At 71.8% G+C, this 21,710-nt stretch carries 18 protein-coding genes; 7 read left to right on the top strand and 11 right to left on the bottom strand.

Annotated elements, in window-relative coordinates; all coding sequences use genetic code 11:
* The first annotated feature begins 16 nt into the window (after positions 1–16).
* The 4 genes from PZE19_RS30615 (at position 17) to PZE19_RS30630 (ending at position 2,120) form a co-directional block, all read left to right on the top strand.
* Positions 17–223, top strand: coding sequence for a DUF5989 family protein (locus PZE19_RS30615; RefSeq protein WP_277864468.1), 207 nt, complete (start codon positions 17–19; stop codon positions 221–223).
* Between the two features lie 22 nt (positions 224–245).
* Positions 246–995 carry a DUF6985 domain-containing protein gene (locus tag PZE19_RS30620; RefSeq protein WP_277864469.1) on the top strand — a complete coding sequence of 250 codons (750 nt, stop codon included), beginning with the start codon at positions 246–248 and terminating at the stop codon, positions 993–995.
* Between the two features lie 25 nt (positions 996–1,020).
* Positions 1,021–1,578 carry a sugar O-acetyltransferase gene (locus PZE19_RS30625; RefSeq protein ID WP_277864470.1) on the top strand — a complete coding sequence of 186 codons (558 nt, stop codon included), beginning with the start codon at positions 1,021–1,023 and terminating at the stop codon, positions 1,576–1,578.
* Between the two features lie 317 nt (positions 1,579–1,895).
* Entirely contained in the window at positions 1,896–2,120 is a 225-nt protein-coding gene (locus PZE19_RS30630; RefSeq protein ID WP_277864471.1) for a hypothetical protein, read from the top strand.
* A gap of 46 nt (positions 2,121–2,166) precedes the next feature.
* On the opposite strand, the gene PZE19_RS30635 is transcribed toward PZE19_RS30630, so the two are convergent.
* The 8 genes from PZE19_RS30635 to PZE19_RS30670 form a co-directional block, all read right to left on the bottom strand.
* On the bottom strand, positions 2,167–2,607 hold the full coding sequence (locus tag PZE19_RS30635) for a hypothetical protein (RefSeq protein WP_277864472.1): 441 nt from the start codon (positions 2,605–2,607) through the stop codon (positions 2,167–2,169).
* Between the two features lie 109 nt (positions 2,608–2,716).
* On the bottom strand, positions 2,717–3,259 hold the full coding sequence (locus PZE19_RS30640) for a hypothetical protein (RefSeq protein ID WP_277864473.1): 543 nt from the start codon (positions 3,257–3,259) through the stop codon (positions 2,717–2,719).
* 133 nt (positions 3,260–3,392) lie between these two features.
* The gene (locus PZE19_RS30645) at positions 3,393–3,914 is read right to left on the bottom strand and encodes a hypothetical protein (RefSeq protein ID WP_277864474.1); all 522 of its coding nucleotides are present in this window, start codon (positions 3,912–3,914) and stop codon (positions 3,393–3,395) included.
* A 165-nt stretch (positions 3,915–4,079) separates the two neighbouring features.
* A complete protein-coding gene (locus tag PZE19_RS30650; protein ID WP_277864475.1) occupies positions 4,080–4,625 on the bottom strand; it encodes a DUF1697 domain-containing protein in 546 nt (181 codons plus the stop codon).
* A 21-nt stretch (positions 4,626–4,646) separates the two neighbouring features.
* Positions 4,647–6,158, bottom strand: a complete 1,512-nt coding sequence (locus tag PZE19_RS30655) for a tetratricopeptide repeat protein (protein ID WP_277864476.1) — start codon at positions 6,156–6,158, stop codon at positions 4,647–4,649.
* Between the two features lie 160 nt (positions 6,159–6,318).
* On the bottom strand, positions 6,319–7,065 hold the full coding sequence (gene gpmA, locus PZE19_RS30660) for a 2,3-diphosphoglycerate-dependent phosphoglycerate mutase (RefSeq protein WP_277864477.1): 747 nt from the start codon (positions 7,063–7,065) through the stop codon (positions 6,319–6,321).
* A gap of 70 nt (positions 7,066–7,135) precedes the next feature.
* Positions 7,136–9,841 (bottom strand): serine/threonine-protein kinase, encoded by a 2,706-nt coding sequence (locus PZE19_RS30665; protein ID WP_277864478.1) that lies wholly within the window; start codon positions 9,839–9,841, stop codon positions 7,136–7,138.
* Between the two features lie 34 nt (positions 9,842–9,875).
* Positions 9,876–10,433, bottom strand: coding sequence for a sigma-70 family RNA polymerase sigma factor (locus PZE19_RS30670; protein ID WP_277864479.1), 558 nt, complete (start codon positions 10,431–10,433; stop codon positions 9,876–9,878).
* Positions 10,434–10,629: 196 nt separating this feature from the next.
* Here PZE19_RS30670 and PZE19_RS30675 point away from each other — a divergent pair, with 196 nt between their 5' ends.
* From PZE19_RS30675 to PZE19_RS30685, 3 genes are read left to right on the top strand one after another with little or no spacing between them, the layout of a single operon-like run.
* Complete coding sequence (locus PZE19_RS30675) at positions 10,630–12,891, top strand: hypothetical protein (protein ID WP_277864480.1); 2,262 nt, start codon at positions 10,630–10,632, stop codon at positions 12,889–12,891.
* Positions 12,888–13,616 carry a laminin B domain-containing protein gene (locus PZE19_RS30680; protein ID WP_277864481.1) on the top strand — a complete coding sequence of 243 codons (729 nt, stop codon included), beginning with the start codon at positions 12,888–12,890 and terminating at the stop codon, positions 13,614–13,616. Before PZE19_RS30675 ends, PZE19_RS30680 begins: the two co-directional genes overlap by 4 nt.
* Positions 13,617–13,639: 23 nt before the next feature.
* A complete protein-coding gene (locus tag PZE19_RS30685) occupies positions 13,640–14,443 on the top strand; it encodes a LamG domain-containing protein (RefSeq protein ID WP_277864482.1) in 804 nt (267 codons plus the stop codon).
* Between the two features lie 79 nt (positions 14,444–14,522).
* Here the strand turns inward: PZE19_RS30685 and PZE19_RS30690 are convergent, their stop codons facing one another.
* The 3 genes from PZE19_RS30690 to PZE19_RS30700 form a co-directional block, all read right to left on the bottom strand.
* On the bottom strand, positions 14,523–17,354 hold the full coding sequence (locus PZE19_RS30690) for a beta strand repeat-containing protein (RefSeq protein ID WP_277864483.1): 2,832 nt from the start codon (positions 17,352–17,354) through the stop codon (positions 14,523–14,525).
* A gap of 198 nt (positions 17,355–17,552) precedes the next feature.
* Positions 17,553–20,963 carry a protein kinase domain-containing protein gene (locus PZE19_RS30695; protein ID WP_277864484.1) on the bottom strand — a complete coding sequence of 1,137 codons (3,411 nt, stop codon included), beginning with the start codon at positions 20,961–20,963 and terminating at the stop codon, positions 17,553–17,555.
* Between the two features lie 33 nt (positions 20,964–20,996).
* Entirely contained in the window at positions 20,997–21,650 is a 654-nt protein-coding gene (locus PZE19_RS30700; protein ID WP_277864485.1) for a sigma-70 family RNA polymerase sigma factor, read from the bottom strand.
* Between the last annotated feature and the right edge of the window lie 60 nt (positions 21,651–21,710).

Below are 21,710 nucleotides of genomic sequence, written 5' to 3' on the forward strand. Positions count from 1 at the left end.
CTCCCAAAGGCCCGCCATGAGCGACACCCCGCCCCCCCGCACCGAGTTCGAAAAGGCCGCCGCCGACCAGGAGGGCGAGAGCCTCGTCGCCGAGTTCTGGGCCTTCCTCAAGGACAACAAGAAGTGGTGGCTACTGCCGATCGTGGTGGTGATGCTCCTGCTCGGCGTCCTGATCTTCCTGTCGAGCACCGCCGCCGCGCCGTTCATCTACACGCTGTTCTGAGGGCCGGGGAGGAGCCGCACCGATGTCCCCCTCCGTCGATCACCCGGCGTTCGGGCCGTTGTTCCGCGACGCGGACGGCTCGGCGCTGGTGACGTTCCGCCGGTTTCCGTTCATGCGGCCCTTCTGGTATCCGGGGCCCGACGCCGCGATCGCCCTCCTCGACGAGCCGGAGCGGCAGTGGGTCCGCGACTGGGAACGGAACGGGGCCGGGCTCGCCCGCGTCCGCCGCCACAGCGACGTCCACTCCGCCCTCCAGGCGCTGGGCGTCTACGAGGTGGGCGTCGACGTCGAGAAAGGGGGCGGGCCCTCGTCCTCGCAGGCCGAGACCTACCGCCTGTTCCTCGACCGCGAGGAGGCGATTTGCGGGAACGTGTTCGACGCCCTCCTGCGGTACTACCGACACGCCCGCGCGGCCTTGCCCGACTGGTTCGAGGGCGACGAGTACCCCGAGGGCCGCACGATCGAGGAGCTGGGTCCCTGGGTTTCGTTCGACGGGATCCAGCTGGGCCGCGGCGAGTCGCACGGCCTCGTCCCGGTGGGCCTGGCCTGGGAGCCCGCCTGGGACCGGGAGCACAAGCTCGCGATGGTCCTCTACCGCGACCAGGTGCTCGAGATCGGCCCGGCCTGCGGCAGCATGTTGCTCCTCTGCCCGGAGGAGTACCTGACGGCTTCGGATTTGCTGTGGGGGCCCGACCAGTTGACCGACGCCGAGCGCTCGGCCCTGGGGGATTTCCTCGACGGGTACGGGCTGGATCCGCGCTACGGCGTGTAGACGAGCCTCCGGGAGCCCCGACGACATGCCCACCGAGCGCGAGAAGATGCTGGCCGGGTCGATGTACGACCCGTTCGACCCCGAGCTGGTGACGGCGCGCGACCGCGCCCGCGACCTCTGCAAGGCGCTCAACGCGACGCACGAGGCCCAGACTGACGAGCGCCGGCGGCTCCTGCGCGAGCTGTTCGGCGCGGGGGGCGACACGGTCTGGATGCAGCCGCCATTCTATTGCGACTACGGTTCGAACATCACGCTGGGGGAGCGGGTCTTCTTCAACTTCAACTGCTTGGTGCTCGACGTCGCCGAGGTCCGGATCGGCGACTACACGCTGTTCGGGCCCTCGGTGCAGATCTACACGGCGATGCACCCGATGAACGCCGCCGAGCGTCGCCTGCACGAGTACGCCGAACCGATCGCCATCGGCTCCGACGTCTGGGTCGGCGGCGCGGCGGTGATCTGCCCCGGGGTGACGATCGGCTCGCGGTCGGTGATCGGGGCCGGCAGCGTCGTGACCCGCGACGTCCCCGAGGGCGTCTTCGCCGCCGGCAACCCCTGCCGCGTCATCCGCGAGATCACCGAGTGACGGGCCTACTCAGCCGACTCCGCATCGAGAGTTCGTGCCACGACGGACGATCGCGCTCGGACTGAAGCGGCCTCTCCGGGGGAGGCGAAGATCCCCGCACGGGAGGTTGGTCGTCCGGAATGTCCGAGGATCAGGGCGGATCGACGCGTCGAGGGAGGATTTCGGCCGGTGGGTGAACGGGCTTCGAATGAGGCCGGAGCGTCCGGGAACGCCCTTGATGTTCACACGGCTGTAATAACCGAGACGGCCGGCTTGACCGGACCCAGCCCCGCCCCTAGCCTCGGTTCATGGGCACCTTCCGGGTGAGCGGCGATCGCGTGAAGTTCCCCCATGGCCCCCGGCTGGACATCAGCCTGGCGAGGGTCCCTGGCGTCTTGATGGCCCGGGTCTACGCCCGAGGCCGGCAGTGGAAAGGCGTGGTCGGCTTCGGCTCGGTGGAGGAGGCCGGCCAGCGGGCCCTCCGGTGCCGGGACGCGGACGAGGCGTTCGAGGTGCTGACGACCGCGGCCCCGCTACGTGACGGACCCACGATGAGAGCGTAATCCGAGCCCCGATCCGGCCCCCCGTCGATCGCCGTCCGCGCCTCGGTCAGTCCGAGAGTTTTTCGTTCAGCGGGGGCGTGACGTCTGCAGCTTCATAGAAGGCGGGCGCCTGCGGGGGGCCCCCGGGCCCCGACTTCGGGCGTGACCATTGCAAGGCGAGGAAAAGCAGCACCCCGAAACCGAGCCCGGCCAGCAGATGGACGCCGAGGGCGGCCACATACAGCGGGCCGGTCAGCATCGCTGGGTCGCCGAACGGGTAGCCCCGCCCGAGCAACAGGACGGATACGACACCCTGGCACAGCCCGCCGATGGACGCCCCGGATACGAGAGCCGACCGATCGCGTGGCACCAAGAGGGCGGCGAGCAGCGACCCCAGGTGGGGGCCCGTGATATAGCAGAGGGCCTCTTCTCGGAGCCCGACGAAGAGGGTGGTACAGGCCGCCGCCAGGAGGACGAGGAACATGAGGCCGAGGACGGACAACCGCATCACATCGACCTCCGCCGAGAGCGACTCATCGAACACCCGGGAAACGCCGCGGCGGGCCGGGTCCGCTGCAGCGCCGGGTTAGGCGGCGCGTCGACCCGCGTTCGCACGCTCAGCGGTTCGGTCCCCCGACGAGGACGCTATAGGTCGTCTCCCCGACGGTGACCAGCTTGGCCGAGGTGCCCTCCCGGTAGACGCCGGGCTCCAGGGCCATCGAGAGGACATCGGCCAGTGTCTTTTTCGACGGCGGTATGGGGCCGGTTTCCGAGAAGGTCGCGCGACCGGAGTCACCGTCCAGGTGCAACATAAACTTGAGGGCGTCGACTTGCCCAGCCTTCCACACCACATGATCGCCGAGGAGGGTCAAGCGGACGACCGCCGGCGCACCGTCCGGCCGCGCCGTGTCAGGTGCTGCGGCCGCAAGCCCCCCTCGGTTCGGTTTATCGGAGACGACACGAACGCTCGCCCCCGGAGCCGTCTCGATCTCGACCCGCGAGACGATGGTATCACCGTCCCGCAGAACTTCCTGCACCGAGACTCGGAAGCTGCCGGCGGGCAACTCTTGCCCAGACGATCGAGCGCCGGCCCGGCCGACCGCAGCGACGATCAGGGCCAGTGAGGCCGCCGCGATCAATGCGACAATTCCTCGCTTCATCGTATCGCCCCATTTCGTGTCGTGATCGGCATTCGGCCGCCTGAAGATAAAGCCCAGCGGGCCGGCCCGCTGGGCGCGACCTTGATGTTGCCAGAAGCCGCCGTCGCGGGTTGGGCGACGTCCCGGCCTCGGGCTACTTCCCTCGGTTGTCCTGGACCCCGTAGGAGATGAAGGGTTTCTCCTGCCCTGAGATGTGCGCCGGACGCGGCATCGGGATCTGGTAGCGGACCGTGATCCGCTCGTCGATGACGGTGGCGACCTGGCCGCCGGGATGGTCGGCCTGCAACTTCACCCATGCAGTGGCTTCCAAGTGCCCGACGGTCACTTCCGAGAGCCGGAGCCGGAAGACGCAGCCGTAGCCGGCGCCGATGACCTGCTCGCAATCCTCGACTCGGACCCAGGCGGCGAGCTCGCTGTATTGATCCTGCTTGAACTTCACCTCGAAGAAGTACTTGCGGTCTTCCCGGATAAAGCTGAGCCAGACGGGGCTGTCGAAGACCATCTTGCGGAGCAATTCGGTCGTCTCGAATCGCCGGGCGACGGTGCCCTCATCCCGTTCCTTCCCCGCTTCTTGGGCGGTCGAGGCCGCCGCGAGGCCCAGGGCACCCGCCGCCGTAGCCGCCCTGATGGCGTTCCTTCGGGTCACGTCGTGCATAGTTCGCCCCTTGGTCGATGTTTTACGGAGGTGCGGTGCCCCATGCGCTTCCCTTTTCCCTTCCGCACCGCCTAGCGTGGAGTCTTGTAGGGTGGGCGGTGCCCACCCTACGAGGCTGCCGCGTTATCCGCGAGATCACCGAGTGAGGCCCGGTCGCCGCCGACCTCACTCCGCGGCCTCGTCGGCCAGCGCCTGCAGGGCCTCCATGGTCCGCCAGTTCCGCATGGTCATGGGGACGCCGGCCGCCTTCTCCATCCCCTCGGCGAACTTCGACCGGCCGACGCCGTCGGGCGCGTGGAGGTAGACGACGTCGCCGCGGACCTCGAAGGCCTCGCGCCCTTTGGTCTTCGCCAGCAAGGCCGCCAGGCGTCCGGCGTCGGGCGCGCCGAGGCAGATCCCGACGTGGACCGACTTCGGGTCCTCGGCCGCGGGCCCCGCGTAGGGGTTTCCGGCCAGGATCTCGGACCACCGCTCCGCCTCGACGAGCATGACCCGCGAGGCGAAGCCGAACGCCCGGGCGAACTCCACCGCGCACGCCTTGGCCAGGTCTTCGACGGGGTCGTCGGTCGCGAAGACGACGTTGCCGCTCTGAATGTAGTTCTTCACGCCCCGGTGCCCCAGCCGCTCGTGCACGGCGCGCAGCGACTCCATCTTCACCGTGGTCTTCCCGCCGACGTTGAGCCCCCGGTACAGGGCGATGAATACGGCCATCGGATCCACTCCGTCGTCAGGTCAATGTGCGAGCTCGGACGCTTCGAGGTCCTCCAGCATCGTCAGGGCGACGATCTGGATCGGACCCCACTCGCGTGCGCTTCGAAGTCGGGCGAGATACGCCGGTGCGAGCTGCACGCGGCCGTCGGCCAGGTGGTCGATGGCGATCCAGGCGATCGCCTCGCCACGCATCGAATCCCCGGCCTCCTGGAGTAAGGTCTGCTCGCCATGCAAGTCGTCGAAGAAAGCTCCGTTCGGCGTGAAACGCGGGACGATGAAGGGGGCGTTGCCGACCACCTTCGCCTCGGCCCGCTTCTCCGCAGTGTCGATTGGTTTCTTGAGCAGGAAGCGGATCGCCGGGTACGGCCACCGTTTCCGGTCGGCGCGGCCGACGGCCTCGTCGAGCAGGGCCTTCGCCGCGGCCGGGTCGCCGGCCTTCTTCGCCGCGAGGTGCCCAAGCGTCGCGGCGTAGATCGGGGCCCCTCCTTCCCAGGACGTCGCGACGATCGCGGAGCGAGCCTCGGCGACGGTGCCCGCCCGGCCGGCGGCGTACAGGGCCGCCACCTTGCCGACCCTCGCCCAAGGCGACCAGGCGCCCCCCAGGCTCGACACCCGATCGAAGTCGGCGATCGCCCCGTCGTGGTCTCGGAGCCGAAGGCGCGTCAAGCCGCGGAAAAAAAGGGCCTCCCTGGCCACGAACGCCTCTGCGTCGGCGGCGAGGCGCACCGCCGCGTCGAAGTCCCCCAACGCGCCCGGGAGGTCGCCGCGGCGTCGCCGGATCTCTCCTCGCAGGAAGTATCCCCGCGGATCGTTCGGGACGAGTCGGATGCGGGCGTCGAGATCGGCCGTCGCCCCATCGTCGTCCCCGCGCTTCGTTCGGAGTTGGGCCCGGTGGAAACGGGCGTTCGAGTGGTTCGCATCCAGGCGAATCGCGGCGTCGAAGTCGGTCGACGCGCGGTCGAGATCGCCTCTGGCCAGGTGGATCGACCCTCGCAGAGCGAGGATCTCGGCGTCGTCGGGATCGTCGCGGAGGAGATCCTCGCATTCGTCGATCGTAGCTTGGAGGTCGCCCTTCCTGGCCCGGATGAAGACGCGATCGGAGGCCTTGCTCGGGTCGATCGCGACGGCGGCGTCGACGTCCGCCATGGCCTTGGCGTGCTCGCCCTTCGTGGACCAGATGCGGGCGCGGTCGATGAGCGCGTCGACGCGCCTCGGGTCGACGCGAAGTGCTTCGGTATGAAGGGCGACCGCATCGTCCAGCGAGAGCACGTCGCCGATGCGTGCCCAGCCGGGGTCGTGATACCGTTCGGAGATCAGCCGCAGGCGGTCGCCGTCGATACGGCCGACCTCGTAGACGACGGCTTCGCCGGCCAGAGCGGCTCGGGCCACTCCCTCGGGCTCGATCGCGACGCCCGGTCGGAGCACGACCAGGTCGCCGACCCGGGCGTCTTCGCCCAGGGCCCCGGGGCCGACGATCAGGGCCGCCGCGATCGCGAGCGTCCCACGAACCAACCGCCGAGTTCGCGCAAGCATCCTCTGGGCCTCCTCGGCATCCGCTCCCTGCTTCTCGCTGAATGAGACATACCAGCAGGCAGCGGATGCGTCCAGGCGGTTCGAGGGGTCGGAGGCGAGGGGGCCGACCGATCCGCTCGCCTCCCCCATGTTTGGGGGGAGGCTCGGACTCGGGGCCTGCTTACTTCGCCTTGCCCTGGGCGGCGACGGCGGCGGCCTTGGCGGCGATCTCGGCCTGGTCGCCGAGGTAGTAGTTCTTGATCGGCTTGAGGTGGGCGTCCAGCTCGTAGACGAGCGGGATGCCGGTCGGGATGTTGAGGCCGACGATGTCGTCGTCGGAGATGCCGTCGAGGTATTTCACGAGCGCCCGCAGGCTGTTGCCGTGGGCGGCGATGACGACCTTCTTGCCGCTCTTGATCGCCGGGGCGATCGTGTCGTTCCAGTACGGGAGCACCCGGGCGACGGTGTCCTTCAGGCACTCGGTCGTGGGGATCTCGGCCTTGGTCAGGCCGGCGTAGCGGGGGTCGGAGCCGGGGTAGCGGGGGTCGGACTCTTCCAGCGGCGGCGGCGGCGTGTCGTAGCTGCGGCGCCAGACGAGGACCTGCTCGTCGCCGTACTTGGCGGCCGTCTGGGCCTTGTTCAGCCCCTGGAGCGCCCCGTAGTGCCGCTCGTTGAGCTTCCACGACTTCTCGATGGGGATCCAGAGCAGGTCCAGCTCGTCGAGCGCCATCCCGAGGGTGCGGATCGCCCGCTTGAGGACCGACGTGAAGGCGACGTCGAACGTGAAGCCCTCGGCCTTGAGCAGCTCGCCGGCCCGCTTGGCCTCGACCTTGCCCTGGTCCGACAGGTCGACGTCGTACCAGCCCGTGAACAGGTTCTCTTTGTTCCAGATGCTCTCGCCGTGGCGCAACAGGACGATCTTCGACATCGCTGCTCCTCGATTGGGATCCGGCGGCGCAGGCCGCACACGCCCATTGTCCCTTCCCCGCCGCGACCGGTCAACGAGGCGCGCGAGGGTTGGAGGGGGGCGGGGCCGCCGCTTCTGCCGGCGGGATCGGGACTCCCAGCTGCCCGGCGACCTCGAGGCGGAAGCGGGCCAGGAAGAGGCAGTCCGCGTGGTCGAGGCCGAGGGCCTTCGAGCCCTCGTCGAAGCGGGCGCGGGCCGAGTCCATCCGGCCCAGGCGGGCTTCGGCGGCGGCGGCGGCGAGCAGGGACGCCGGGCGGGCGCGGCGATCGGCGGGCGCCTCGGTGGTGAGCATCGTGAGGGCCTCGGCGTCGCGGCCCAGGACCCCGAGCGCCCGTGCCAGGGCGAACCGGGCGAGGTCCGACTTCGGTGAGGACTTCAGGATCGGGGGCGCGAGGGCGGCCAGGCGTTCCGCGCGGGCCCTGTCGAGGGACGCCGTCCGGGCGGAGTGGTGGACGTACACCGGCGCGCCGGCCTCGCCGCGAGAGCCGAGGAAGCGATCCAGGCGCGACTCCAGGGCTTCGAAATCGGCCAGCGCCGCGGCCGCGCGGCCGCGCGCCAGGCGGGCCTCGGCGCGCATCCGGAGCGCGTCGCAGGCGCGGTCGACGTGCCCGATCGACTCGGGGAAGCGGCCGGCCAGCCGATCGCGGATCGCCGACGCCCCTTCGATCAGGACCTCAGCCGCCTCGAGGTCGCCGAGATGGGCCCGGATCAGGGCGAGCGTGAGCAGGTGCCCCGCGTGCTCCTCCTGATACGACGCGTCGTCGGGGGCGTCCCGGAGCAGCTCGGCGTCGACCTCGACCGCCCGGCGGGCGAACGGCTCGGCCTCGTCGGGCTCCCCTCGAAGGTGGAGCTTGTCCGCGAGCTTCCCCGACGCCAGCGCGATGTTGCGCCGATACATCGGCTTCGCCCCGGGGAGGGACGACAGCTCCTCGGCGATCGCGACGGCCTCTTTGAAGTGGGCGACCCCCTCGTCCCAGCAGATCGGCGTCAGGACTCCGCCGAGGTTCTGATGCTGGTGGGCCTCGGCGTCGCGATAGTCGAGCTCGACCGGGAAGGCGCGGGCCAGCCGGGTCACCACGTCGAGGGCCTCGCGATGCAGGGCGACGGACCGCTCGCCGTCGTCGCCGGCGACGTGGTTGGCCTCGCAGAACAACGCGCGGAAGAGTTCGTAGCGGAACGCGGGCCGATCGGGGCGGCTTCGCGCCAGCCGGCGCAGCACGTCGACGGACTTCTCGTAGTGTTCGGTCGCCGACTCCTTCCGCCGTTGCGTCTGGTACGACCGGGCGAGCTGGAAGTGGGCCAGGGCTCCGTGGTATTGCAGGTCGTCCAGGGCGGCCTCGCCCCCCCTGGAGTTCGTGAGGCGGTCGAGGGCCCGGGAGAACTCCTCGAACTGGAGGTGGAATTTGGGATCGGCCAGGCCCCCCGCGGAGGCCAGCCGTTCCATGGCCGCGGCGTAGTCGCTGGTGATCCCGATCAGGAGGTTGTTCACACGCCCCAGGTCGCGGTTCGCCTGCGTGAGCGCGATGAGCGTCCCGACCAGCAGCGACAGGACCGTCAGCGACCACGCCGCCACGCCCCGGCGATAACGCACGACCCAGCGCCCCAGGCGTTCGGCCCGCGAGATCGGCCGCGCCCGGACCGGCTCGCCGGCGAGGAACCGCCGCAGGTCGTCGCCCAGGGCGGCCGCCGACGGGTACCGGCGGGAGGGCTCCATGGCCATGGCCACGGCCGCGATCGTGGCCAGGTCCCGGGGCGCGGCCGGGTTCAGCCTCCGGATCGGCTCGGGCTCGCGGCTGACGGCCCGGAGGCACGTCTCCAGGGGAGTCGGCGCCCGGTGGGGGTGGCGGGCGGTGAGCAAGCGGTAGAGGATCGCGCCCAGGGCGTAGACGTCCACGCCCGGCAGGTTCCGCCCCGGCTCGCCCAGGATCTGCTCGGGGGCCATGTAGCCGGGCGTCCCCGAGAGCCTCCCGTCCCGGGTGGCGACCGCGGGTCCCGACCCCTGGAACGGCCGGGCCAGGCCGAAGTCGGTGACCTTGGGGACGCCCCCGGCCGTCACCAGCACGTTCGACGGCTTCAGGTCGCGGTGGACGATCCCCCGCGCGTGGGCGTACGCCACCGCGTCGACGACCGACGCCAGCAGGGCGGCGCAGGCGCGGGGCGACGAGGCGCATCCGCGCGTGTAGGCGTCCATGGCGACGCCGTCGATGAATTCCATCACCAGGTAGGGCTCGCCGCGCTCCGTCGTGCCGCCGTCGAGCAGGCGGACGATGTGGGGATGCTCCAGGTCGGCCAGCGACTGCCGCTCGGCGTCGAACCGGTGCGTCGAGACGTGGGACAGGGCCCGGGCCACGAGCTTCAGGGCCACGCGCTGCCTGTAGGGCTCGTCGCGACGCGCCCGGTAGACGACGCCCATCCCGCCGCGGCCGACCTCCGCCTCCAGCTCGTAGGGACCGATCCGCGTCCCCGGGGGGAACGTCGCCGCCTCGTCGTCGGGCTCCGTCGGGAGGCCCGTGGAGACGGGGGCGTCCGGGCCGGGTTCGGTGGTCGGCGGCGCGAGGGTGGCGAGGAACCCCTCGGCCTCGGCCGCATCGTGCTGGTCGAGCAGCGAGGCCACCTCGGCGAGCATCGCCGGGTCGCGGCCGAGGCGCTCGGCCAGCTCCGCCGGCCGGCGCCCGGGGGCGAGGTCCAGGAGGTCCTGGAAGATCTGGATGCTCAACCGAAGCCGCGACGGATTCATGGCGTCCGCTCGATCTTCGTCAAGGCTTCGCCGGTCAGGAGCCGCCCGACAGCTCGCGCCGCAGCCAGGCCCGGGCGTAGCTCAGGTCCTGCTCCACGGCCCGCTTCGACAGGCCCAGCTTCGCCGCCGCCTCGGCGGCCGTCATCCGCTCGAAGTAGCAGAGCCGGACGGCCTCGGCCTGCCGCGCGGCGAACGCGCCCAGCCGCGCGACGGCCTCGCTGAGGTCGTGGGCCTCGGCCCCGCGACGGGCGCAGTCGACGGCCTCGGCCGCCGCGTCGAGCGGGACCCGCCGGAGCGCCCCGCCCCGCTTGTGCCGCATCCGGGCGCGGAACCGGTCGATGAGGATCCTGCGCATGGCCCGGACCCCGGCCCGGTAGACGTAGCGAGGGTCGGGATGCCGCCGCACCCGGGCGTCCCGCAGCAGCCGCACCGCGGCCTCGCCCACGAGGTCCGACGGCCCCAGCGACCCCCCCGCGACCAGCAGGCCGCGGGCCTTCCGTCGCAGCCCCGTCAGGACGGCGACGAGCGACTCCGGCCCCGTCGAGCCCCACCCCGAATCCGCGTCCGAACCGCCTTCGAGTCCTCTCGACATCGAGACAACCCCCCCGGACTTCATCGTCTCGGAATTTTCTGCGGCGTTCCCCCCTCATCGACGCAGATGGGGGTGAAGCGCCGGCAGGAAGCTCATGAAACACGGCGTGCAAACAGCATATCAGGTCGGTCGAGGCAATTCAGCAACATTTCGGGCGAATCCCGCGCCCGCCCGCGGGGTTGAAAAGGAGAGGCCTGTGCAGCACGGCGTCAATCGATTCGGCATGCGATTCGGGGCGGGCCTGCTCGCGACCCTGGGCGTCCTGTTCGCGCCCGCGGGGCGCGCGGCGGCCGACGAGATCTACTGGGTCGGCTACCAGTACGGCGCGCCCGGGGATGGGGACGGCGGCTGGCGGACCTCGGCTTCGTGGTTCCACGGCGACCAGTGGCTCAACTACAACGTGCCCGGCCCCGACGACGCGGCCGTCTTCGACGAATCGGTCGACCCGCAGGACAACGGCATGCCGCGGACCGTCCTGTTCCGCGACTACACCGTGACGGCCGACCCGCCGGGCGTCCCGAGCCCGATCCCCGTGCCGGGCGGCGCCGCTTCGGTGAAGTCACTGGACGTCCGCCAGGGCGCTTTCACCTTCGACTTCGCCACCGGGACGGGGCCCCAGGGGAGCCTCGCCGTCGGCGAATCCTTCACCGTGGGCCGTGCCAAGCCGGACGGCGGCGACGTGTCGGCGAGCCTGGTCGTCACCGGCGGGCGGCTCTCGCAGTCGGAATCGCAAAACTGGGCGGGCGGTGTCGTCGGCGAGGGCCTTCACGCCACGGGCCGCCTCGTCGCCGACGGCGCCGGGGCGCAGATCTCCCTCGCGAGGGATCTCTGGGTCGGCAACGGCGGCGGGACGGGGTATGTCGAGGCCCTCGGCGGCGGAGTGATTCAGGCCCGGTCGATCGTCAGCGGCCCCTACGGCGGCCCTTCCGGCGAGCTGACCACGGCATACCTGCGCGCGGACGGCGCAGGTTCGCAGATTATCGGCTTCTCGGGCCTGAACAACGGCGGCCTGACGGTCACCAACGGCGGGTACGTCAACTCCCAGCAAGGCGACGGCACGTATCCCTTCACCTTCCTCGGCACCATCGACGGCGGCCGCGCGACGGCGCTGGTCGACGGCCCCGGTTCGCGATGGGATCACATGGCCGCCCTCTGGGTGGGCGGAGTCTACCACACCAACACGTCGGCTCGCGGCGAGTTGACGATCCGCAACGGCGGCGAGGTCGAGAGCGGATTCGTCGTCGTCGGCGACCGCTACGCCACGGGTAGCGTCGACGTTCAGGGCGCCGGCTCCACTCTCCGGAGCGGCGACATGTTCGTCGGCATCGGGAAGGGGACCGGATCGCTGTCCGCCTCCGGCGGCGGCGAGATCGAGGGCGCCGGCATCTACGTCGGATCCGGCCTCGGCTCGGGCGCCATCTCCGCCTCCGATGGGGGCGAGATCCACGGCGTGGCCGTCGTCCTGGGCAACGACGGCGATTCGACCGGCGCCGCGGACGTCCGGAGCGGGGGCCGGCTCGTCAGCGACCATGAGTTGGTCGTGGGCCAGGCCGGGGGCGGGACGATGCTGGTCAAGGACGCGGGAGTCGTGCAGAGCGATGAAGGGATCATCGCCCGGCTCTCCGGTTCCTCGGGGACCGCGACGATCCAGGGCGAGGGCTCGCGGTGGGACGTGGGCTCGAACCTCTCCCTGGGCGGGCACGCGGCCTCGGGCTCGGGCGGGGAGGGCCTCCTCACCGTGCAGGACGGCGGCCTCGTGACCGTGGGGGCGAGGCTCGACGCGTGGGACCAGGGGACCATCGAAGTCCTCAAGAACGGCCGCCTGCTCATCGGCTCGGGCGACGCCGAGGCCGTCTCGCCCGGCACGCTCGAGGTCGGCTACGGCGGCGTGCTCGCCGGCACGGGCACGATCCTCGGCGACGTCGTGAACGCCGGCGGCGTGATCGCGCCGGGCCATTCGCCGGGCCTGCTCTCCATCGACGGCGGCCTCTTCCTGGGCGCGGCGGGGACGCTGCACCTGGAGATCGGCGGGGCCTCCCCGGGGATGTACGACACGCTCTCGGCGACGGGCCGGGTCTCGCTGGGCGGCCTGCTGATCCTCGACTTCCTCGACGGCTACACGCCGGACGACGGCCTGACCCTGAGCCTGATCACGGCCGGCACCGGCTTCTCGGGCTCGTTCCGCGAGATCCAGACGAGGAACTACGGCTCGGGGCCGATCCAGGCGGAGTTCGCGGGCGGCGTCTTCTCCGTCCGGTTCGGCCCGGCCGCCGCCGTCCCCGAGCCGGCCGGCGTCCTCCTCGGGCTCATCGGCCTCGCCTGCGTCCCCCTGGTCGGGGCGATCGGCCGTCCGCGGCGAGGCGCCTCCGCTTCGCCGTCGCCGACGAGCCCCGACGCCGCGTCCGGGGCGGGCACGAACGTTTCGTCATCGCGTCCTCATGGGGTCCGGAAGTCATGAATCGGCTCCTCTCGATCATCGTTGCGGGCCTCGTGCTGATCGCCCCCCGGGCCTCGGCGGACGTCGTCTCGACGTTCGACCTGGGCGACGAGGGCTGGGACGTCGTCGATCTGGGCGAACTCGGGAGCGATCCTCCCCTGCTGCTCGCCCGCGAGGCGACGTATCGGTCGACCGGCGGCGTTTCGGGGGGATACATCGAGGCCGAAGACGACGACGGGTCGTGGTGGTTCTTCTCGGCCCCGGAGAAATTCCTGGGCGACCTCTCGGGCTTTTTCGGCGGCTCGATTTCCCTCGCGTTGTCCGCGATCGCCGACGACGGGATCGACTACCCCGTGGCGGTCCTGGTCGGCGACGGCGTGGCGCTGTACGCCGTCGGCCCGCCCCCCGGCCTGGCGTGGACGTCCTACACCATCGCCCTGGACCCTTCCGCCTGGAGGATCGACGGCTATCTCGACGACGTGCACCCCACGACCGACCAGTTCCGGGCCGTCCTGGCGAACGTGACGGCCATGTACATCGACGGCGATTGGCTGACTGGCCCGGACAGGACGGGGCTGGACGACGTCCGCCTGAGCGCCGTCCCCGAACCGAGCAGCGTCGTCGCCCTGGCGCTGGGGATGTCCGGGCTGGCGGGCTGCCGTTTACGTCGCGCCCGGCGACGGCGACCGACTCGCGCCGGAATGCCGAGAAACCGCCGGGCCTCGCGCGCCGGCGGAGAATCCTGAGACCCACCTACGAGGAAGTCCTCATGAAGAACCGCGTTGGATCCGCCTCCCGCGTCAGGCCGCTGATGCTGGCCCTCCTGGCCCTGGGCCTCGCGCCGGACGCCCTCAAGGCCGACGTGCTGCTCGACCTGTCTTTCAATGGATCGCTCCAGGGCGCCCGGGGGGAGAGACCGGTCACGGCGACGGGGGTTTCGTTCGTCCCGGGCGTCGGCGGCGGCGCCGCCCGGTTCGACGACGGGAATCAGCTGACCTACGAGGCCGCGGGCAACATCGACCCCTTCGTCGGCACGCTGGAGTTCGTCCTGAGGCCGGACTGGAACGGCGACGACGGCCGGAACCACGTCTTCCTGACGTGGGGCGGGAGCGGGGGGATGGTCTTCGCCAAGGACGCCGCCAACAACCTCCGCGGGATCTTCAACCGCTACGGCGAGAACGGCGACCCGGAGACCGGCGTCCCCGGCGTCATCAACGTCTCCGACTGGAAGGCGGGCGCGAGCATCTACCTCGTCTACACCTGGGACGACGCGGCCAAGCAGCTGGGCCTTTACATCAACGGCCGGTTGATGTCGTCGGGCGCCTTCTCCTTCGACTTGCCGGCGATCGCGGAGCCTCTCATCCAGATCGGCGGGAACGACTTCCAGCCCGGGAACCTCGGCGGTTCGCTGGACGAGCTGCGCATCAGCGACGTCGCGCTGACCGCCGCCGAGGTGGAAGCTCGATATGCCGCCTTGACCGCCGTCCCCGAGCCGTCGAGCGTGGTCCTCGGCCTGTGCGGCCTGGGGATCCTTGGAGCTTGGACCGTCTCGGCCCGACGGCGTCGCGGATGAGGGACGTCCCGTAACGACGAAGGGGCGGCCCGTCCGCGAAGGATCGCGGCGGGCCGCCCCGTTGGGTCGGTACTGGGCGTCAGCCCTGGATCAGGACGTTGTCGCCCGTGCCGCCGTCGAGGACGTCGGCGCCGGGGCCGCCGATCAGGACGTCGTCGCCGTCGCCGCCGAGGAGGCTGTCATTCCCATCTCCGCCGATGAGGACGTCGTCGCCCGTGCCGCCGTCGGCGGTCAGGCGCGGGCCGCTCCCGGCCAGGCCGCTCGCCTCGACCACGTCGGAGCCCGCCAGGGCGTTGACGATCAGCCGGTCGTTGGCCGCCTCGGCGCCGGTGATGTTGATCGCGGCCGACAGGCCGAGGACCTGGGCCCCCAGGGCGTCGCCCGCGACCTGGATGACGTCGTCGCCGTTGGTGCCGTTGACGGTCACCGTGTCGGCCGAGCCGTCGCCCGCCGTCCCGCCGATGGCGCCGGCGAGGTTCAGGTTCACTTCGGTCACGTCCGTGCCCGAGAGGTCGTTGACGACGATGTTGTCCGCGCCTCCCAGGGCGTTGAAGGTGATCGCCTCGGTGTCGTTCAGGTCCATCGTCACGTTGGCCACGTTGCGGAAGAAGCGGACGCGGCCGCCGTTGGCCGAGACGTCGATGTTCTCGGCGATGTTGGCGCCGTTGAAGAGCATGGTGTCGAATCCCGCCTGGCCCTCGATCGTGTCGTTGTCGTCGCCGGGGTTCCAGACGAAGGTGTCGTCGCCCTGGCCCATGAGGGCCACGTCGTCGCCGTCGCCGCCGTTGATCAGGTCGTCGCCCTCGCTGCCGAGCATGAGATCCACGCCTAGGCCGCCGTTGATCGTGAGGGCGATGCCGTCGGCCTCGAGCGACGAGGCGTTGATCGTGTCGGCGCCGCCCAGGCCGTTCAGCGTCAGGCGGTCGTTCGCCTGCTCCTGGTGGAAGATGTTGACGACCGTGTGGAGCCCGAAGACGTTGATCCCGCCGGCGTCGCCCGCGGCCCCGAACGCGTCGGCCCCCTGGGTGCCGTTGACCGTGACCGTGTCGGCCGCCCCGTCGCCCCCGCCGCCGGGCCCGCGGAGGTCGACGTCGAGGCGCGTCAGGTCGGTGCCGGTGAGGTCGCCCACCACGACGTTGTCGGCCCCGCCGAGGGCGCGGAACTCGATCCGCTCGACGTCGTCGAGGTCCATGACGATGTTGGCGACGTCGCGGAAGAAGCGGACGCGGCCGCCGTTGGCCGAGACGTCGATGTTCTCGGCGATGTTGGCGCCGAAGAAGAGCATCGAGTCGGCGCCGCCCTGGCCCTCGACGGTGTCGCTGCCGTCGCCCGGATCCCACTGGAAGACGTCGTTCCCGGCGCCCATGAAGGCGACGTCGTCGCCCTGCTGGCCGTCGATGAAGTCGTCGTCGTCGCCCCCCAGGAGTCTGTCCGCGCCGCGGCTGCCCAGGATCGTGTCGTTCCCCGCGCCGCCGTCGATCGCCAACTGGACGACGCCGGCGGGGAGCGTGGAGGCCGTCACGCCGTCGTTGCCGCCCCGGGCGTTCACCGCGAGCGAATCGTTCGCCCCTTCGGAATTGGAGACGTTCACGAGGACCGGCAGGCCGACCACCGCGTAGGAGCTCCCCGCGCCGAAGACGTCGATGACGTCGTCGCCGTTGGTGCCTTCGACGGTCACCGAGTCGGCCGCGCCGTCGCCGGTCGTCCCGTTGAGCGTGCCGGCCTGGTTGACGTTGATCTCGGTCAGGTCGGTGCCGCTGAGGTCGTGGACGGTGGTCGAGTCGGCGCCGCCCAGGGTGTTGAGGTCGATCCCCTCGACGTCGTCGAGGTCCATGACGATGTTGGCCACGTTCCGGGTGAACCGCACCCGGCCGCCGTTCGCCGAGACGTCGAAGACCTCGTTGACGTTGGCGCCGTTGAAGAGCATCGAGTCCGTGCCGGCCTGGCCCTCGACGGTGTCGCTGCCGTCGCCCGGATCCCACTGGAAGACGTCGTTCCCGGCGCCCATGAGCGCGGTGTCGTTGCCGCGATTGCCGTCGATGAAGTCGTCGCCGTCGCCGCCGAAGATGAAGTCGGCGCCGTCGCCGCCCAGGATCGTGTCGTTCCCGGTGCCGCCGTCGATCGTGAGCTGGATCAGGGCGGCCAGGCCGTTGCTCCCCGTGATCGCGTCGTCGCCGCCGTTGGCGTTGACGACGAGCTTCTCGCTGGTGCCGACGTCGATCGAGAACGGGGCCGGGTTGACGCGGTCGAAGCGGACGCGGGTCCCGTTGGGGGTGATGGTGAAGGCCTCGGCGCCGTTGCCGCCGTTGACCTCGACGGTGTCGACGCCGGCTCCGCCCTCGTTCAGGTCCGTGTCGTCGCCCGGGTTCCAGATCATCCGGTCGTCGCCGCCCTCGCCGAAGACCTGGTCGTCGGCGTCGCCGCCGGTGAGCGTGTCGTTGCCGACGCCGCCGAAGAGGAAGTCGACGCCCCCCTTGCCCAGCAGCGTGTCGTTTCCGTCCTGGCCGAAGAGCAGGTCGGCGCCCGAGCCGCCGGTGAGCGTGTCATTGCCGGCTCCGCCGAAGAGGTTGGCCTTGGGGAGGGCGCCGTTGGCCTCGTTGAGCGTGATCACGTCGTTGCCGCCCAGGCCGAAGGCCGAGATCGACGTCGTGTTGAGGACGGTCGGGACGCCGCCCAGGATCGCGACGGCGCCGCCGTTGATCTGGATCGCGCCGGCGGCCGTGCGGCCGATCGTGATCGTGTTGTTCAGCGAGTCGCCGAAGATGCTCAACGCGCCGGCGCCGAACACGGCCGAGACCGTCGGCGTGATGCGGTCGTCGAGCCGTTCGAGGCCGAGCGTGATGCGGGGGGCCGGCCGTCGCGGCCGACGACGGAGGCTGCGAAACAGGTTGTCGAGGCGACGGTCGAACATCATGCGTCTCCTGCCCTGGTGTGAGGACTGAATGCCTGGCTGGCTGCCTGCCTGGATGTCGTCCGAGCGTCGACGAAGAAGGGAGGCCGCGTCGGGCCTCGTCGCGATGGTGGGCCTCGCCGAATCGCTCGCTGGAAGACGACCTGCGCACGACCGTGTGACGGAGACAGGATTCGTTGAATTTCTTCCGGACGAGATTTAGGGGGCGTCCGCCGGGGCGACGGCGGGGGGGGCGGAGGAGGGCGACGCGTTCCAGACCTTGACGACGGCGTCGCGGCCGGCGGAGGCCAGCAGGCGACCGCCGTCGCCGAAGGCCAGGTCGTAGATGCGGTCGGCGTGGGCCGGCAGGGTCAGGACCTCGTGGCCCGTCTCGACGTCCCAGAAGGTCATCCGGCCGATGTTGTCGGCGGCGACGACGCGTTTGCCGTCGGGGGTGAAGGCGACCGCCCAGACGAGCAGGCCCCGGATCGTGAAGGCGTGGCGGCGCTCGCCGGTGCGGGCGTCCCAGATCCCGATGGTGTTGTCCCAGCTCGCGGTGGCGAGGCTGAGGCCGTCGGGGCTGAAGGCCGCGTCGGCGACCCCCTGGCGATGGCCGCGGAGCTTCAGGACCTCGCGGCCGGTCTCCAGGTCCCAGACCGTCGCCGTCCCGGGCGCGTAGACGCGCTTGACGTCGCCCGTCGTCGCGGCCAGGCGGCGGCCGTCGGGGCTGATCGTCAACGCGGTGATCGCCAGCGGGGCGGCGGGGGACAGCGGCTTGCGGGCGGTCCCGGACTCGGCGTCCCAGATCCGGACGACGCCCGCGAGGTCGCCGGCGGCCAGGGTGCGGGAGTCGGGGCCGAACGCCACGGCGGTCACGGCGGCCCTGCCGGCCTCGAGCGCGTGCAGCCGAAGGCCGGTCGCCGGGTCCCAGACCTCGACGAGCCCGGGGCCCTCGCGGGCCCCCGCGGCGAGCCGGGCGCCGTCGGGGCTGAACGCCGCCGAGGCGTGCGAGCCGGCGCGGGCGTCGAGCTCGGGGCCGGGCCGGCCCGTCGCCAGGTCCCGGAGCTGGACGGCGCAGACCTCGTCGGCGGCCGCCAGCCATCGGCCCTTCGGGTCGACCGCCACGTCGCTGACGGGCGAGGCGAAGTCCACGATCGCGAGGGCGTCCTGGCCGTGCTCGGCGTCCCAGATCCGGACCAGGCCGTCGTACCCGGCCGACCCCAGCAGGCGTCCGTCGTCGCTGAAGGCGACGCCCGTCGCCTCGCGGTCGTGGCCCCGGTAGGTCGCCGTCTTTCGGCCGGTCGCGGCGTCCCAGACGGTGACCGCCCAGCTCCGGCCGGCGGCGGCGATCCGGCGGCCGTCCGGGCTCCAGGCGACCCCCAGGAACCGCTCGCCGGGGTCGCGGAAGGTCCCGAGCGCGGCCCCGGTCGCGGCGTCCCAGGTGCGCAGGGTGCCGTCCAGGCCGGCCGAGACGATCCGCCGGCCGCCTAGGTCGTAGGCGACCCCCATGACGACGCCTTCGTGACCCGCCAGGTCGAACAGCAGCTCCCCGGTCGCCGGATCCCAGACCTTCACCAGGCCGTCGGCGCCGGCCGAGGCCAGGCGTCCGCCGTCGGGCGAGAAGGCCGCCTGGTGGACCGAGCCGACGTGGCCCTCGAGGCTGCGGATCGCCCGGCCCGTGCGCGCGTCCCAGAGCGTCAGGTCGCCGGCCTCTTCGGCGCGCTCGACGGTCTCCCAGAAGACCCCGGCGCACGAGGCGAGCGTCGTCCCGTCGGGGCTCCAGGCGACCGCCAGGGCGTCGCGGCCGCGGGCGATCGGCATCGCGGCGATCTCCCGGCCGGTGGCGACCTCGTAGAGCCGGATCGTCCGCCCGCCGCCGGCCGACGCGATCACGACGCCATCGGGGCGGAAGGCCAGGCCGTAGACCCCCTCGGGACGGCCGAAGATCGTCCGGATCCGGCGGCCCGCGGGGACCTCCCAGAGCAGGACGTCGCCGTGCGGGCCGGCGGTCGCCGCCGTCGCGCCGTCGGGGCTGAACGCCAGGGCGTCGGGCTGCTCGCCGCCGTTCGCCCTGAGGGTCGCCAGGGCGGCGTTGCAGAGCCGCTTGAGATAGTGCCACTCCCAGCTGCGGAACTCCGCCCGGGTGTCGTCGAGCAGCGTCTCGGCGCGGCCGACGTCGTTGCCCGACCAGGCGCGCTCGGCCAGGGCGATCCGCTGGAAGTAGGTCAGCCGCTGCGAGTCGTAGAGCGACCGCGAGACCCGGACGTTGCCGACCGCCAGGATCGTCAGGGCCGCGATCGCCGCGAGCGCGGCCGAGGCGGCCAGCGCGGCCACCGCCGGGTTCCGCCGGGCCCACTTCGCCAGCCGCTCGTGAGGGGCGCTGCGGCGGGCGCGGATGGGCTCGTGGCGCAGCCAGCGGCCGAGGTCCTCGGCGAGCCGGCCGGCCGTCGCGTAGCGGTCCTCGGGGTCCGGGGCGATCGCCGTCTGGACGATCGTCGCCAGGTCGCGGGGCAGGGTCGGCAGGACGCGGCGGATGGGCTCGGGCTCCTCCTGGGTGATCTGGTGGATCAGGTACTGCCGGTCGGCGGCCTCGAACGCCGGCCGCAGCGCCAGCATCTCGTAGAGCGTCAGGCCCAGCGAGTAGACGTCGGACCGGACGTCGCAGCGGCCCCGGAACCGCTCGGGCGCCATGTAGCGGAGCGTGCCGACGATGTCGCCGGTGCCCGTCAGGTCCTCGCCGTCGACGGCCTTGACCAGGCCGAAGTCGGTCACCCAGACCTTGCCGTTCTCGTCCAGCAGGAGGTTCGAGGGCTTGATGTCGCGATGCAGCATCCGCTGGTCGTGGGCGTACTGCAGCGCTTCGGCGGCGTGGACGACGATCTCGGCCACGGCGCGGCGGTAGCCGGCGTCGGGCGCGTCCACGGGCGTCGCCGAGTCGACGCGGCCAGGCGTCGGCGAGGGGGAGGGCGACCCCCCCGCGAGGACGCCCCGCCGCCCGCCGCCCGCGGACGGCCGCGTCTCGCCGTCGAGCTGGGTCCAGGCCGCCGCCCGCGTCAGCTCGTGGTCGTGTTCCGACGTCGGGGCCGGGCTCTTGAGCCGCCGCACGTCGTCGAGCACGCGGTCGAGGCCGTGCCCGCTGATGAACTGCATGGCGTAGTAGTGCCGGCCCTCGTGCTCGCCCACGCCGAAGATCGGCACGATGTCCGGGTGCTGCAGCCGCGCCGCCGACTTCGCCTCGCGGAGGAACCGCTGGACCTGATGCGGGCTCGCCCGCAGCCAGGGTGCCAGGACCTTGAGCGCCACCCGGCGGCCGAGCGAGACCTGCTCGGCCTCGTAGACCACCCCCATCCCGCCCCGGCCGACCTCGCGGAGCAGGCGATAGTCGCCCAGGCGGTCGAGCCGCTCCTCGTCGCCGGGCCCGGCCTCGGGACCCTCGCCCTGCTCGCCGAGGTCGGGCTTGAGCGCCTCGACCGCGATCAGGGCCGAGAGCAGGTCGCGCAGCTCCTCGCGACGGCCGGGGAGGCGGTCGAGGAACTCGTCGACGGACGGCCGCTCGCCCCGCCGGCGACGGTCGAGGAACTCGTCGGCCAGCGCGGCGAGCGGGTCGCATTCCTCGCTGGGATCGACCACGCTTGGGACTCCCTCCGTCGTCCGGCCGACGGCTCAGCCCGCCCCGCCGTCGACCGTGTCGGCGAGGCCCGGGGTGTTCGCGAGGACCACCTTGAGCTTCAACATCGCGCGGACGTAGCGCTTGCTCGCCGCGGCCTTGGACAGGCCCAGTACGCTCGCCGCCTCGTCGTTGGACAGCTCTTCGAAATGTCGCAGGACGATCACCTCGCGGTCGACCGGGTCCATCGCGTCGAGCGTCGCCTCGAGCTGCACCCGGCGCTCGGCCCGGACGGCCGCGCGGCTCGCCGACGTGACCCGCCCCAGGAGCTGCGCCGCGATCGACGCCGAGTCGGCCCGGGGCTCGCCGCCGCGGTGCAGCGAGACCTCGCGGCCGGCGTCGCGCGCCGCCGCGTCGAGGTGGGTCCGATGGATCCGGATCAGCCGCTCGACCACGACCAGGCGGACCCAGAGGAAGAACGGCAGCGACGGCTTGCTGGCGTAGGCCGGCAGCTTCTTCGCCAGGTCGAGGTACGCCTCCTGGAGCACGTCGGACGGGTCGACGCGACGTTGCAGCCGCCGGTCCAGCCGCAGCCGAACCAGCCGCTTCAGCCGCTCGCGATGCGCCCCGAACAGCTCCCCGAGCGCCTCCTCGTCGCCTTCGCCGACGCGCCGGATCAGCTCGTCGGCGCTCGTGGACTCGTCGCCCATGAAACCCCTCTGATCCTTACCGCGACCCATGCGGACCTCCGACGCGCGTTCATCCTAATC

The organism is Paludisphaera mucosa, from assembly GCF_029589435.1.
GTDB classification, from domain to species: domain Bacteria; phylum Planctomycetota; class Planctomycetia; order Isosphaerales; family Isosphaeraceae; genus Paludisphaera; species Paludisphaera mucosa.

Coding starts and splice junctions, on each gene's coding strand:
- PZE19_RS30615 (WP_277864468.1), top strand. CDS start 17: ATGAGCGACACCCCGCCCCCCCGCACCGAGTTCGAAAAGGCCGCCGCC.
- PZE19_RS30620 (WP_277864469.1), top strand. CDS start 246: ATGTCCCCCTCCGTCGATCACCCGGCGTTCGGGCCGTTGTTCCGCGAC.
- PZE19_RS30625 (WP_277864470.1), top strand. CDS start 1,021: ATGCCCACCGAGCGCGAGAAGATGCTGGCCGGGTCGATGTACGACCCG.
- PZE19_RS30635 (WP_277864472.1), bottom strand. CDS start 2,607: ATGCGGTTGTCCGTCCTCGGCCTCATGTTCCTCGTCCTCCTGGCGGCG.
- PZE19_RS30640 (WP_277864473.1), bottom strand. CDS start 3,259: ATGAAGCGAGGAATTGTCGCATTGATCGCGGCGGCCTCACTGGCCCTG.
- PZE19_RS30645 (WP_277864474.1), bottom strand. CDS start 3,914: ATGCACGACGTGACCCGAAGGAACGCCATCAGGGCGGCTACGGCGGCG.
- PZE19_RS30650 (WP_277864475.1), bottom strand. CDS start 4,625: ATGGCCGTATTCATCGCCCTGTACCGGGGGCTCAACGTCGGCGGGAAG.
- PZE19_RS30655 (WP_277864476.1), bottom strand. CDS start 6,158: ATGCTTGCGCGAACTCGGCGGTTGGTTCGTGGGACGCTCGCGATCGCG.
- gpmA (WP_277864477.1), bottom strand. CDS start 7,065: ATGTCGAAGATCGTCCTGTTGCGCCACGGCGAGAGCATCTGGAACAAA.
- PZE19_RS30665 (WP_277864478.1), bottom strand. CDS start 9,841: ATGAATCCGTCGCGGCTTCGGTTGAGCATCCAGATCTTCCAGGACCTC.
- PZE19_RS30670 (WP_277864479.1), bottom strand. CDS start 10,433: ATGTCGAGAGGACTCGAAGGCGGTTCGGACGCGGATTCGGGGTGGGGC.
- PZE19_RS30680 (WP_277864481.1), top strand. CDS start 12,888: ATGAATCGGCTCCTCTCGATCATCGTTGCGGGCCTCGTGCTGATCGCC.
- PZE19_RS30685 (WP_277864482.1), top strand. CDS start 13,640: ATGAAGAACCGCGTTGGATCCGCCTCCCGCGTCAGGCCGCTGATGCTG.
- PZE19_RS30690 (WP_277864483.1), bottom strand. CDS start 17,354: ATGTTCGACCGTCGCCTCGACAACCTGTTTCGCAGCCTCCGTCGTCGG.
- PZE19_RS30700 (WP_277864485.1), bottom strand. CDS start 21,650: ATGGGCGACGAGTCCACGAGCGCCGACGAGCTGATCCGGCGCGTCGGC.